Origin of the sequence: Delftia sp. JD2, assembly GCF_001682645.1 — a bacterium.
GTDB classification, from domain to species: domain Bacteria; phylum Pseudomonadota; class Gammaproteobacteria; order Burkholderiales; family Burkholderiaceae_C; genus Comamonas; species Comamonas acidovorans.
The window spans coordinates 44,198-58,097 of record NZ_LFJT01000003.1; the positions used below are offsets into that span (position 1 = coordinate 44,198).

Annotated in this window: 10 protein-coding genes; all 10 read left to right on the forward strand. The window is 56.9% G+C overall.

Going from position 1 to position 13,900, the window contains the following annotated elements; genetic code table 11:
* Positions 1 to 713 precede the first annotated feature (713 nt).
* The 10 genes from ACM14_RS02425 (at position 714) to ACM14_RS02465 (ending at position 13,698) form a co-directional block, all read left to right on the forward strand.
* On the forward strand, positions 714 to 1,097 hold the full coding sequence (locus tag ACM14_RS02425) for a ProQ/FINO family protein (RefSeq protein ID WP_175403226.1): 384 nt from the start codon (positions 714 to 716) through the stop codon (positions 1,095 to 1,097).
* A 339-nt stretch (positions 1,098 to 1,436) separates the two neighbouring features.
* A complete protein-coding gene (locus ACM14_RS02430; RefSeq protein WP_065345176.1) occupies positions 1,437 to 4,910 on the forward strand; it encodes a hypothetical protein in 3,474 nt (1,157 codons plus the stop codon).
* A 300-nt stretch (positions 4,911 to 5,210) separates the two neighbouring features.
* Positions 5,211 to 5,438: a translation initiation factor IF-1 gene (locus ACM14_RS32690; protein WP_368072932.1), complete on the forward strand. Its 228-nt coding sequence runs from the start codon at positions 5,211 to 5,213 to the stop codon at positions 5,436 to 5,438.
* A 107-nt stretch (positions 5,439 to 5,545) separates the two neighbouring features.
* Complete coding sequence (locus ACM14_RS02440) at positions 5,546 to 6,448, forward strand: hypothetical protein (RefSeq protein WP_065345178.1); 903 nt, start codon at positions 5,546 to 5,548, stop codon at positions 6,446 to 6,448.
* 144 nt (positions 6,449 to 6,592) lie between these two features.
* On the forward strand, positions 6,593 to 7,873 hold the full coding sequence (locus ACM14_RS02445) for a transposase (protein ID WP_139093324.1): 1,281 nt from the start codon (positions 6,593 to 6,595) through the stop codon (positions 7,871 to 7,873).
* A 219-nt stretch (positions 7,874 to 8,092) separates the two neighbouring features.
* A complete protein-coding gene (locus tag ACM14_RS02450; protein WP_084027259.1) occupies positions 8,093 to 8,461 on the forward strand; it encodes a DUF1294 domain-containing protein in 369 nt (122 codons plus the stop codon).
* 238 nt (positions 8,462 to 8,699) lie between these two features.
* A complete protein-coding gene (locus ACM14_RS02455; protein ID WP_065345180.1) occupies positions 8,700 to 9,053 on the forward strand; it encodes a helix-turn-helix domain-containing protein in 354 nt (117 codons plus the stop codon).
* Positions 9,054 to 9,056: 3 nt separating this feature from the next.
* On the forward strand, positions 9,057 to 10,376 hold the full coding sequence (locus ACM14_RS02460; protein WP_047219295.1) for a HipA domain-containing protein: 1,320 nt from the start codon (positions 9,057 to 9,059) through the stop codon (positions 10,374 to 10,376).
* A gap of 177 nt (positions 10,377 to 10,553) precedes the next feature.
* Positions 10,554 to 13,019, forward strand: a complete 2,466-nt coding sequence (locus ACM14_RS31240) for a hypothetical protein (protein WP_139093325.1) — start codon at positions 10,554 to 10,556, stop codon at positions 13,017 to 13,019.
* 145 nt (positions 13,020 to 13,164) lie between these two features.
* Positions 13,165 to 13,698 (forward strand): hypothetical protein, encoded by a 534-nt coding sequence (locus tag ACM14_RS02465; RefSeq protein ID WP_065345181.1) that lies wholly within the window; start codon positions 13,165 to 13,167, stop codon positions 13,696 to 13,698.
* The last annotated feature ends 202 nt before the right edge of the window (positions 13,699 to 13,900 follow it).

The following is a 13,900-nucleotide window of genomic DNA, read 5'->3' on the forward strand; positions in this document are numbered from 1 at the left end:
TTGGCGTGCGATAGCTGGGACTGCGGTGTAGCAACAGTGCCCTTGCGCCGTGCGAATGCGCCGAGGCGGTGCTGTTTCCCTCGTCGGCGCCAGTGACCTCTGAGCGTCTCAAGACGCGAGCGCGTAGATGGCCACTGCGCAGTTGCTTCACGCTGCGCTTTCTTGCGCACCCCCAAGCCGGTGAATGGAGCAGGTCCAAGGGATCTCTGCGGCGACCAGTGCGGGAAGGCATTCGACGCGGCGTCCTTGTCGCATCCCATCGATCATCACCCTTGTCGCAGTCTCCGGGGATTCCTGGGCGTTGTGGAGTATTGATGCGGCGCATCCACACTCGGAACGTGTGATGAGTGTGTATCTGTGCGCCAGACATTGGCGGGCGAAGGAATGGGCATTCATGGGTGGGCCTTTCTCAATTTTTTGGCCAAGAGGCTCGAATGCTTGGATGAAAGCCAGCCAGCTGCAGCCTGTGTCGAGGCAGCGATGCTCCAAAGTTGAAAAAGCACGCCTAGGATCGGCGCTCACCGATTGGCGCCACAAGTTGGGTCGCTGCGAGAGAGCCGGTCTCACCGCATGCTTGGGCGACGTACCTCATTAAGGTTTCGCCGATCGGCCGTGGAAGCGAATCGTTGCTGTGAAACACATTGTCAATTATAATTGCAATTGTGTGTTAAATATTTTTCGAATTATTCGAGTCAAATCACAGGAGCAGCATGATGGAAGATTCCTCCAGCCAGACGTCGGCACTCGCGGCAAGTCACGGCGCGCCCTTCGACTATGAAGCTGTCAGCGAGGAGATGGAGAGTCGCTGGCCGCACTTGTTCGGGCATGGGATACATCTTCCCCTGAAGGTAGGCATTACCAAGGATCTTCATCAGGAGGCCTTGGCCAATGGGTCCAGTCTCTCAAAGCGCAAGATCAGCCTGTATCTGGAGCGGTACTGCAAGGATCCAAGGTATCTTCGCAAAATCGCTGACGGGTGTGCTCGACATGACATAAACGGCCTCGCCATTGACGATGACATTCAGGCGCGCCATGTGAGAAATGCGAACAAACATCTGACACGCTTGAAAACTCGTTCCGAGTCTTCGGAGGGGTGAAATCACGGCCGCTGCGCTTGAACCACGGCAAATCCGAACATCCAGTGCTCCACGCAGAAGGAGCAACTGCCATCTCTGCACTCTTGCCATCCCGCGCAAGGAGCATTTGGCTTCGCCTCCGCTGGTGCTCTCGCCCCCGACCTTGGCGATCGGCTGGGTTCGACAGCGGGCCTCAAACTACCGCGTACCCCGGGACCGCAGTGCCAGCAGCAATTGCAATTTTTGTTGCCTTAATTGGATTGCAATTACTATTAATTAAATTACAATTGCATAATTCGTCACTGCGAGCTGACTGCTCGCCCAACATCGGTGGCAAAAATGCAAGAAAATTCAGCGCTCATGGTGCAGCAGTTAGATGGCGAACCCGAGGTTCAGACCATCGCTCGCTTTCAATCTCTCCAAGCAGGTCAATACTGGCGCGCGCTAGAGGAAATTCCTCAAGAAGGAATTTCAGCAGGCACCGTCCTGCTCATCGTCTCGGTCCGACTCGTAGACGACAAGCCGCACACCATCATCCTGCGGCCTCACCCGCTGCAATTTGGCAGCGGGCGCACGCTGCGCTGGCGCAACAAAACGGGGCAGGCACAGCACGCCTGGCACGGATTCAAAGAGCATCGAGTTCTGCTCGTGGATTTCCTTAGCCTTTTCGAATTCGAGCCAGACCACGAAGCTGTGCGTGCAAAAGAGGTGGCGCAGATACAAGCGAACATGGCGCGGCTGCAGGCCGAGATGGTGGAGGCCCAGGCCGACCCGGGGCGGATGAACGCCATCGTGGAAGCGGGACTTCGTGAGGCTCGGGCGAAGTCGTTAGGCCACACCCCCAGGCCTCGGGACCAAAATCAGGATGAGGATAGTGAGGAATGCGTGGCTTGCGCTGCCGAGCCACAACGTGCTTCCCATTCTGATGAGCTAGCGGTTCCTGTGTCGCAACCGACCGTGGATCCGAGCATTGTTGCTATTGCTACGGGAACGCTTTCCGACGCCCTAGGAACCGGCATCACGGACCAGAGGATTGGCGCTCTACGAACGGCCGCCCAGCAAGAACTTCAGATCGCAACCATCAAGGCCAGCTGGATCCAAGGCAAGGCGGGCGAGATCTCGTCCGAGCTGGCCAAGCTCACGCCCTTTTTTGACGAAAAGGCCCATGCAGCGCTCGCCCACACGGAAGAGGTTCGCAACTATGTCGGCGAACTTCTCGATGGTATTGGCTCCCTGAATCTCTATGTTGGAGAAGACGTGGTGGTGCAAACCATCTGCGAAGGCGCGGGCGCTCCCCGCTCCGAGCCGCTGACATTCGTCCAGGCCAAGAAGCTGATGGACGAGGAGCTGGCCGTGTTTGAAGACCTGGACCAGCGGTTCGACTTTGACTCAGAAGCGAGATTCTTCAACGCGCTTCGGGTGCATCCAGCCCTCATCGAGCAGATTTTCCCCACGCAGCGCTGTGTGCTGGTCATGTGCGTGTCCCGACGCCATATCGACTACGGCGACACCTGGACGAACACCGTGCGCAACGAGGAGAACGCGAAGGTATTCATGCTGGTGCGCAACGGCCAAAACATCCATCGTGTGTTCTCGCCTGTTGAGTCGCATCTGGGAAGCGCAAGGCTCTTCCCGACCAAGGCTGATGACCAGAGTATGTTCTTTCGAGGGATCGACGGCACCAAGATTCGCTTCGAGGACGTTGCCTACTCCGATGCACTCAACGCTCACGAAAAGCATGCCCTGCACTACAAACGATTTCTGATCCTGGCAGCAGGCCTCGATCATCGCCTCAAGCTCTTTGGCGACTTCCATGATGAGGGCGAGTCGCTGGCCTTCGTTTCGCAGCGCTTCCAGGATCGCTGGTGCCGGTTCCTTCACGACGACGACGCCAGCAGCATGCTTGACGGCGGTGTGGCGCGTCCCAGCTATCAGAGCTGGATAGACGCAAAGAACGCCTATCTACGCCCCGGCTCTCGCGTTCTGTGCCAGTGGCGCGACCTCATCAATCCCGACACCGCCTCGGGAATTACGAAACGCACCTATCGGGACCATGGACGCGGTTTCACTATGACGGCAAATGCGCTGTCTCCCATGGACTGCGTTGTGGCTTACAAGGACGGCTGCGACGTTTGCGTGGATGTCCATGTTCAGATCGACTCATTCCGCAGTGATCGCCAGTTCAACGCGAAAGTGCGCGTTTCGAAATTTCGCCCCAACTATTGGGACCACGAAGAAATGCCGTATCTGGTACTTGATGCTGTGGAGCCTGAGGATCTGCGCTGGTATATCCATCACCGGAACACGCGCGTCAATCACCTCTCGTACATCAGGTTTTTCAAACGCGCACTAAAGCTTGTGGAGGCCGAGCGCGCTGCCGAAGAACCGGCCCGTCAGGCTTTGCTGCAAGCCTTGAATGATGGCTGCGTGGGCCTGGAGCATGAGCGTCCTGCCTTGGTCCACCGGGCGGTGATTGCCTGGCGGGCTGCACACCGTGGCAAGCCGCTGCCGCACCCCCAACAGAAGACGACGGCCGAATGGCGGAGGCTGCTGGACCAGATGTTTTCGCTATCCCGCGAAGGCATGGATCTGGTCGCTCGGGTGCAAGAATTCGCGGAGCGCCAAGGATACGCGCCGCTGCGCCTGGTGCTTTCCGGCACGTCAAAGCACGTGCTGTACGCGGCACCCCAGGAAGAGGAATGCGACAACCGCCTGATGTCGCATGCGTGGGTGCACCGGATCACGCTGACACACACCAAGACCCGCTTCACCGAGGTATCGCGTAAGTGGGCTCTGCTGCCGTCCAAGGCAGCATCCGAGACCACGCAGCACGAATGGCCAGGAGCGCAGGAGTGGGTACGCGATTCGAACTTCGGCTCCTTCGAGCGCAAGCAGGAAATCATGGGGCTCTGCGAGCGTTTTGAGCAGTCAGTCGCCCCCTTCCTTTCGACGCCGGACACAGCTACGTTTGGGCAGATGGCCGCCGACTACCTTGCTGCCCTGCGGGACTCCCTGGACACGTCCAAGACATCGGTAGTGCTGCCGGTTCTGGCTTTTCCCATCGCGCTGGTGAGCCACAAGAACACAGGCGAGATGGGCTACCTGTGCATTGCAAACAGGCGCGCCTATCGCTTGTTGGCTTCGCTGGCGCCAGACGATGACGTTTCTGCCAGGTACATCCGGGATATCAAGCGACTGATGTCCAGATCGTTCGCCGACCAGGAGCGGTTCCAAGACTACTGGAATCGTGCGCGGGATATTCGCAGTGACTGGCAGCTCATCGAGCTAGATGTCTCTGCGTTTTCAGGAGAGTCGCCTTACATCAAGGCCCAGGCAATCAAATCGGTATCCCAAGCCGCTCGTCCGCCGCTCAGCGCCCTCATGGCAGACTGGTACGAGAAGTGGCACAAGGATGCGTCACGCTTCTGCAGGATCTGGCATCCGGAAGCTCATATTGACGCCAATGGAAGGCTCCTGATCGACGCCATGTTGGGCATCGAGCAACCACAGGGCTATTGCCCCGTTCATGCGAGGCTTGTGACTTATTCCTCGCACAGCCGAGACGAGGGTGTGGCCGCTCCTCAGTATGCGCGTTGGCTCGATGTGGCACCGATTGACTCCGAGCTGCCTGATTGCCCTAGGCCGGAGATCGGCATCGGCATGAGTAGCTCTACCTCGGAATACCTCAACCGCGCGGAGGCAATCGCGGCGATGACTCAAACGGAGACATCTCGCGGGAGCTTGCTTGTTCCCTCACACGAAAGGCCTGATGCGCCGCAGCCTCCGCAGGGTGTCGAGCGGCTGCTCATCATTCCGTGCGAGGAAGGCCTCTGACTCGGCTTCTCGCCCTGCTTTCTAGAACCGCCCAGGCTATGCGTTTGACCACACTCCTCCGCTCTTTCATCGGGCTTTTACGGTCGCAGTTTCGCGAAGCTGGCGCTGGTCTGAGAGTTGTATTCAAGCCGCACTCTTGCGTTTGCGCAGGTGACAGCCCCCTTACCACTCGCCCCAAGATGGCTCGTCTTAGGTTCTACACTGAGCTGGAGGGCACCGGCCTGGATATCTTGCCTGCACCTGTCGGGATTCGGCGTGCTGTCGCTGGCTGGCCGTTCATTTTTCGAAATCGAGGAATCCATGAGTTTGCGTGATGACATCACTTCACATAGAGGCCGTGTAGAAGCGGTGGGTGAGGGCGGGCGGTTCGAAGTCCGACTGGACAGCGGCCTGCTTATTTCCAGCGGCGTAGATAAGGCGATGCGTCGTTGGGAGGTAGCGATCGTTGCTGGGGATCGAGTGACCGTAGAGTTCCCTGAAGGAAGTCCAGATCGTGCGCGCATCGTATTCCGGCACCTCCAAGCCTGAGGCACTCACGCAGACAATGTTTTGATATCGCGTTTTGTGGTTGATCCTGCGGCTGGCGCTGCGAGTGGCCAGCGCCAGCCACCAGCCGCTGACGCTAGAAGGCAACCATGCTTAAGCCCTTGATCATTCCCGTGATACATCACCGTGACCGTGAAACGACCCTGGCGGAAGCGAAGCTAGCGATCGAATGTGATGCCGATGGTGTCATGCTCATCTCCCACGCCGGCAAGGACGAAGAGCTTTTGGAAGTGGCTGGCGCCGCTCAGCGTGCTTCTCGGCTTTTCCCGGTCGGGGTGAATCTGCTTTCCATGTCTGCGATAGATGCCGCCAAGCGCGCACAGGAGTTGGGGTTGAGCTGGGTGTGGGCCGATGCGATGGGAGTGACCTCGCGCGGCTTGGATGAGATGGGGCAGCAGCTGCAAGACTTTGCCCGGATGCATCCGCAGATGACGTTGTTTGCCGGCGTGGCGTTCAAGTACCAGGAGCCAGAGCCGGATCCAGTCGAGGCTGCTCATCAGGCACGCTTGGCGGGTTTTGTTCCTACCACCAGCGGGGCCGCCACGGGGCACGCCCCAGACATTGAGAAGATCCGTTCAATGGGTAGGTCCGGGGTCCTGGCCATTGCCAGCGGCATGACGCCGGAGAACGTAGGCTCCTATGCACCTTTCCTCACGCACGTCTTCGTTGCCACAGGTGTCGGTCGTACTGAGTACCACATCGACCCAGCCAAGCTGTCTAGGCTCGTCAAGGTGGCAAGGGAGGCCGCCCTAGAGGGTGCAGACATCTATGGCCTCATGGCCGACATGATGGCATCCAGTCTCACGGGACGCATGATGGGTTTCTCGCGCGAGGAATTGATCGCGCGCTTCAAAGCCAGTCAGCCCAACGCCATCGCATTCCGGCAGCTTGTGCTGAAAAGCCTAGCCGATGCGAAGGCTGCAATGGTCTCGCGGGCTGATGGTTCGCAGTTCGCAGGCCCTGTCATCGACCTCACTGGCCTGAAGCACTGAAGTGCGGCTTGGAATGCCCGTAGGCAAATCCCTGTGTGACGACAGGAGCGCTCTCACCTTGCTGGCGCTGGTTGCGCTGGCCACCCAAATGCGAGGCCTCGCTATGTGCGCGGGCGAACGTGCGATGAATGTCAGGATGTCGAAGTGAGTTTCCGCCCCTGCTCTGATGTTCCTGGCATCTCTCCGATGTACAAGGTGTCTTTTTGCGAAGAGTCCGACACGGTGATTCGACTTCACGCAGAGGTGCTGGCTGGTACCAACGACTGCCCCTTTTGTCGCTCCCGCGAAGTTGGCGCCTGGGGACAGCGCAGCGTGACCCTTCTGGATATGCCGCGAAGAGGAAAGCGCGTCGAGATCGTGGCCACGGCCCGCCGACTGCGATGCAAGAACAAGGCGGGCTGCGGCAAGTTGTTCCAGCAGCCCCTGCCCGACACTAGCGAACACCACAATATGACCAAGCGGCTTCGCCGCTGGATTGGAGAGCAAGGGCGTATTCGCACGTTCGTGGCCATCGCGCGAGATCTGCAAATTGCGGAGGCCACTGTGCGACAGGTCTTCGGGGACTGCATTCGCGAAATTGAGAGCGCGATGCGGATTCTGCCCCCCACGATCCTTGCACTTGTGAACGTGCAAGTACACCAGGCTTGTCGTGTGGCGGCCGTAAATGCAGAGCTTGGAACGCTGGTCGGTCTTGTGGACAAGGAGGAAGCTGCAGCGCTAGCTGCTTACCTTGCCGAGATCTATGGTCGGGACAAGGTGGGGTTCGTCTCTCTCGGCCCGTCTGGCCCTGCCCTGGCCGCCGTGGACCTGGTACTGCCTGACGCCGTACCATTTCTGGACAAGCCCCATGTGCTGGGCATGGTTGATAGAGCGGTACAGGGCGTTCGCCGTGCTGTGCGCTGCGACGTGACTCGACAAGTGCGCAACAAGCATCTGCTCGATGACAGGCTGATCCTGGAGCAGCGACTGCGCGATATGACGGAGGAGCATCTTTCAGCTTTGGAGATGTGGCGCGCGAGTCTCCCGGCACTGTCCGATGCACTGGAAGCGGCCGAAGGCGTGCGCCGCATCTACGACACGGACGCTGGGATACGCGACGGCTCGGACGCTGCAGATGCGCTGGCCGCTGCCGTAGGCGGGCTTGGCGGTTTGTGTGCCCCGCACTTCCAGCCGTTGGTGAGTACCCTGAGGGCCTGGCGAGGCCCCTGGTCCAACTACTTCACGCATGCGGGAGCCAGGGCAGGCGGGCTGGAGCGGCTTGACGAGATACAGGCACTTGGCACGGTGTTGGAGGAGCTGGGCAGGAGCCACGCCTTCGGCGCCGTACGCGCGAATCTGCTGCTTCCGCCAGCCCTGCCTGCCCGTTCCTTCTCTTCGCGAGGTGTCTCGATATCGAGGCTGGTTGCTGGCGCTGGACTAGTCTAGGGGGCACTTGACAGCCATTCTGAAATCGAATTTTTGGGTTGTTTTTTTAGCGACCCTTTGCGCGTGTGGCCGTGGGCGCGCCGTGCCGCACCGGCGCACTTCGGTCTTCTTTGGCCCCTAGGTCGCGGTGACGCAGCCCCTTCCCAGTTGCGCCCCTTTTTTTGACGCCGCAGACGTTCCACGGCGCGGTACCCCCAACCGAACATGGCAAACCAAGACATGAATCCATTCGCATCGATCACCCTGAAACTGTTCTCCTACCTGGCAGCTGCAGCGCTGGCGGTGGCGCTGTGGGTGGGCTGGAGATCGGGTGCTCTACCTGGAATCTTGATCAAGGCCTACGCCTGCGCCAGCATCCTGTCTTTCGTGGCCTATACGATCGATAAGGGATCCGCTATGGGGCGGCGTCGGCGCCTGGGGGAGCGCAGCTTGTTGCTTTTGGATGTTGCTGGAGGGTGGCCTGGCGGCGTGCTCGCCCAGCAGCTCCTGCGCCACAAGACCAGCAAGATCTCCTACCAGGGATGGTTCTGGTGCGCCGTGGTGATCAACGTTTGTGCCTTGGCCACCTACTGGTGGTACATCCCTTGAGGTGGCACGGCTGCAAGCAAGGGGTGCGTGCTGCTTATCCCCTAGGCCCCTAGGCGCTCAATCTAACCGAGCTCATCGATTCCGAAGGAAGAGACCGCTCCGTAGCCCATAAACGATTCGAACTATTCGTTTTTTGGGCTGGTTAGGCTACGGGTGGGCCAAAACGATGGGATCGGTTCGATTTCCTGCCGGTTAGCGCGCCGTGCGGCTAAAATCGATGCGAACTCATCGATTGGCTATGCAATATCCTATTCACACAACGGCGGAACTCGGCGAGGCAGTCCTTGCCGTCAGGAAGGCCCTCGGCCTGCGACAAGACGACGCAGCGAGCGCGGCGGGGGTGGGCCACGTGTTCCTCCGCGATGTAGAGCGCGGGAAGCCCACCGCGCAAATCGGGCGGATCTTGAGGGTGCTGGATGAGCTGGGGATCAAGATCTACCTAGATATCCCTGAGGAGGTATTTCAGAATTTAGACGTCGTCCACAAGATCCCGAACGCCGCATCGACTCGTTCCATTGCGCCTATGACGCCGGTTGTCAACAAGAACGTTCACCAGAAATTGATTCCAATCCCTAAATTCAAGAAGGGCTGACGGATGAACCAGCGGCAATTGGAAGTGGTGCTCAATGACCAAGTGATCGGCGACCTAAAAGAAGTCTCGGACATCTGGGGGTTCGATTACCGGAGGGAGTGGCTGGAGAATCCTAAGTCCTTTGACCTCTCCCCAGCTATCGGGAGGCTTCAACAGCAGCACCTGGACGGCTCAACGACGCGGCCGGTGCAGTGGTTTTTCGACAACCTGCTGCCGGAGGAGGGGATGCGCGCGCTTCTCTCCAAGGAGATGAACGTGCCCAAGGCAGATGCCTTTGGCCTTTTAGCCGCCCTTGGGCAAGAGTCAGCAGGTTCACTGGTGCTTAGAGTGTCGGGAGCTCAACCCTTGGCTCTGGGCAGCAAGCCACTCGCCCTCGACCAGCTGTCTGAGCGCATCCAGCGCCTGCCGCGTGCGTCCCTGAGCAGCGAGGCGCCCAAGCGCATGTCTCTGGCGGGGGCGCAGCACAAGATGGTCGTGTTCTTCGACAAGGAAACAGGGGATCTGGCCGAGCCGCTGCCTGGCAGCGCTTCGTCGCACATCCTGAAGCCCGATTCCCAGGCCGAGGCTTATCCCCATTCAGTGGTAAACGAAGCCTTCACGATGAAGCTGGCGGCACGCCTGAGGCTCCCGGTACCAGAGGTGCACATGATCTACGCGCCAGAGCCCGTCTACATCATTGATCGCTTCGACCGCTTCCGGACCGAGCACGAAGTGGAGTGGCAGCGTAAACACGTCCTCGATGCGTGCCAGCTGCTTTCCTTGTCTTCGGGCAACAAGTACAACGATGCGAATGTGGAGACCTTGAGAGAGCTGAGCGATATGTGCCGAAGCAAGGCCAGCACCAGGTTGCTGCTGTATCGCTGGCTGGTTTTCAACACTCTCGTTGGAAACTCAGATGCCCATCTGAAGAACTTGAGCTTCCTAGTCACGGGCGATGGCATAGCGCTGGCGCCTTTCTATGACCTTCTTTCCACTTCCGTGTACGTAACGCCGCTCTATGCGGATTCTCAGGCTATCTGGCCTAGGGAGCCATTGCACCCACCCATCCCGGGAGCTTCTGTTTTTGACGAGGTCTCAAAGGACAAGATGTTAGCGGCGGGAGAGGCCATCGGTATCGGAGTCCCGGCCGCGAAGCGCATCCTGGAAGAGATGGTCGGAAGACTTGAGAGCCATGCCGATGCATTGATTGAAGAATTCTTGCAGGGAAGACATGTGCATCCGGCATCACGCGCGCCGTCGGGAATGCAGCAAGGGTCCGAGGCCCAGATGCTTCGGGCAATCCGATACGTAGTAATTGCAACAATGGTTCAGAAATTGCGTTGAATTATTTGACAAATTGCAATTATTTTGGTTAAATCGTTACTAGAATTGAATCAATAGCATATTCCTGGAGAGGGTTTCTTCTGAGTGATTCGGACAGAGAATCGATTGGGGAGCGTGGTCGGATTTTTAGCCCGAATGCTGCTGAAAGCTGGTCCTTGCTAAGTTATGAGTAAATCAATGCAGTCAAAAATACCTCTTCCGGCTCCCGATACCCAAGAGGGGCGGCATGCTGGTGTGGTGCCATCCTTTGCAATTCAGTGCTTCAGCTCGATCATCAAATGCTCCGCTGGTGATTTCAAACGTGAGTCATTGTTAGCCTGGAACGGATCTCTCCCATCACAACTGGTTGCGAACGCAATTCGCGAAAGTCTGGTAAAGACACAAGCATGGGTTGGATCAAAGGGGTATGGCAGCGGTATATGTTGCGTGCCAACTCGCGTACGGCTCACTCCAGGTTGGCAGAAGGTCTTAGGACCTTCTGAATTTGCAAAAATGGAGGGATTCGTCAATCGTCTATCATCTGAGGACGAATTTCCTACTTTGAGCGCTTTTCAGGTGCGTTCGACGTTGAAGATCAGCATTGTTAAGACGCTTGAAATCCTGGCCAAGTTTGAGGCGCTTTATTGGAAAAATGAATCGGATGAACAAGGCGATTACGAGTTGCAAAACGTCAGCCAGGCTTGGAGATCCAGTGTCAAGTCTGTACTGCAACAGCAGTGGGTTCAATCCCTTGACGGACAAGATATACGTTTCCCGGGTTTTGTATTTGCCGCTCTTGATGATTGGGTGAAGACGTATCTCCACGAGTCTCGACTGCCTAGTATCGCTGTCGCGCAACTTAATGCATTGCTTAAGGCGGATGCAATGACTGTCGAGCAAGAAGTTTTAGCTATTGCTGAAGCAGCCTTAAAGTATATTCGTAAAGGTCCCGAGGATGAGAACAAGGCAAAAAAATGGATAGACTGGTTTGTACAAGTTACACAGGACGGGCTCTACCGTTATCCGGCAGATAAAACAAAGAGAATACTTGATCCTCAGTTGGAGGGGCGGAAGGCCTTTGATACCGTCTTGTATGAATTACACAGTCGCCGCGTAGCAACCCCTCGACTTAGCAATATTCTAGACAAAGCTAAAAGACTGGCTCCATTGTCTATTATTGAGGCGCAAAATAAATTGCGACCCCTTCTTGGCCCGAATTACTCATTGCTCGGCGCGATGGAACTGAGTGATGCAATCGGATTGTCCATTGCATCCTCTAATTCTCAAATTGAATATGTAACTATAGCCGGACGCGAAAATAAAGATGACCGTATTGCGGTCTTGAAAGATAGCGGCGCGCCACCTTGGGTGGCAGCCGCCGCCAAGTTCCTGATAGACGAGTGCGTTCAGGTCGGCTGCACTTCTTATGCGCGCGTAGCAGGCTATTTGGCTGATGAAGCACACGTAGAAGTTACTCGTGACCAGTTATGCTCTGCTCTTCAAGCTCTTCCGGGGTTCATGGAGCTTGACGTTAAAGATGGCTGGATCTGTATAAATAACGAATCAAAGCGTAAGGTTAATTATGCTTTGCGCAAGATGTTGGCGCTTAATCCAGAAGGGATTTCCGTAAGCGAATTGATGGATGGGATTACTGTCAATTATGAGAAATACAACAAACAATATGATGGGTATCGACCTGGTTTTCCTGTCCCTATTCACGTACTGGAGCTGTGGCTCGCTAGCAGGGATTGGCTGAAGCGCAACGAAAAAGGGGACTTTTACAGTGCTCAGACTATCAAGATTGATAGCTGCCTCACGGAAGAGGAAATTAAATTAGTAGGTCTCATGGAAAATAATGGTGGGGTTGTCTTGTATTCCGAGATCGGTGATGCGGGGATAAGTCGCGGGACCATTATATATTCTGTAATCTTCAAGAGTTTAGTAAAAGGTGTCTATAGCATCCGTGGGCGAATAGTTGCAGTAAGGGCTTTGCAAAATGCTCTTACTAGGAAGCTAGGGCTTCGGAGGAGGTCTGAAAGAAGGGGCGGTTTAGTGGAGGCCGGGAGTATTAATGAATTGTCACAAGGAGCTTGTGGCAATGAGCTGAAAGCATTGAAGTCCCCAAAGCCATCGACTAAGAAGAAGTCGGCCATTAATTCGACGGTTAGTAAGATCGAGTTCCCGACGATTGCCAATGAGATTAGTCCGGGATTGCTTAAAAAATGGCTTGCTGAGAAGAGGAGTTTATTGATCAGACGCAGGGTGCGGCAGAAAAACATTCATACTGATAGGATTCAGGCGGTGGAATCTTGGGAGAGCTTCGATTTATCAAGGGAATTTAGCTTTTGCGTCGCCTTAAGTGGACAGAAGGAGAAGAATGGCACGCGGAAATTCCATATGAATATCCCAGGTTCATTCTTGTTAGATGGCTATTATGAGCACATGGTAGTGGACGGGGTTGTTCTGAAAACGTACGCATACGGGAAGACCGCTTGTGCTCGGATTTCTCTTCCAGATGTAGCCAAGTTGAATTTGCCATGGGACTCCAACATCCGGTTGACGTTCGATCCAGTAGCGCGCACCTTTGATGCTGTTGTTGAAAATGAAGGCGGGGAGAATAAAGTCAATGTGACCGATGGCTCCACGTCGGAGCACAGCGAATGATCCCACGGAAGCGTGGCAATTCAAGACAGGGTGTTGTCGTCGATAACAGTTGCGCGGGGCTTCAGCTGACGACGGCCCAGAAACCTCGTCGGAAGGGCGAACGTTGACTGCAAAGCGCCATCATGGCCATGGGCCGAAGAGGATCATGAACGGGCGCTACGACCCCAACGTCCTAGAAGGCCTCCGACGCAAGCTGGAGGCGTCGGGGTGTCAGCCGCCCCATCCGAGCTTCAAGCACATCGATTTCCACCCTTCCTGGGGGGCATGGCGCGTGCAGTTGCCTGGGATCTGCGGTTCAGGCATTACCTTCTTCGGCTTCGGTGACTACGGAGGGCCAGAGGCCGCTTTGATTGAGGCCCAGTTTCATCGCGACGAGGCGTATGCCAAGCAGGGGCTTGACCCCTACATGCGAGTGCGGGACCGCTACACCAAGCAGCAGCGTGGGAGCCTTCTGAGCATCCAAGAAATCACCGACCCTCGAAGGAACAATGCCCAGTACGTCGTGGGCAGCTGGATGGTTACGGTGGGTGGCAAAGCTCGCCAAGTCAAAGTGAGGCGGGTGTTCGGTCGTCTGCGCACCAGGGAAGAGGCTTGGGAGATTGTGGAGTCGGCCGTTAGGGACGGCATGGCCGCCGAGGCGGATCGTCAGCGTCTGGAGCACAAGCAGCCAACCCAGTGAGCCTGGCCCTGCACCGGGGGCCGGCGTGCGTGGATGCGCTCTGCAATGTGAGTGACGCCCGTCCAGCTGTCTCGGGAGGTCCCTGGGTATGCGCGTCGCGCCGGCGCCGTTGTCGGAGCTGGCGCTGGACCGCTACGGAACTACAGCGGAATGCCTTCACTTGTTGGCGGCGCGGGCGAGGTTGGGAAAAGTCCGTGGCGCA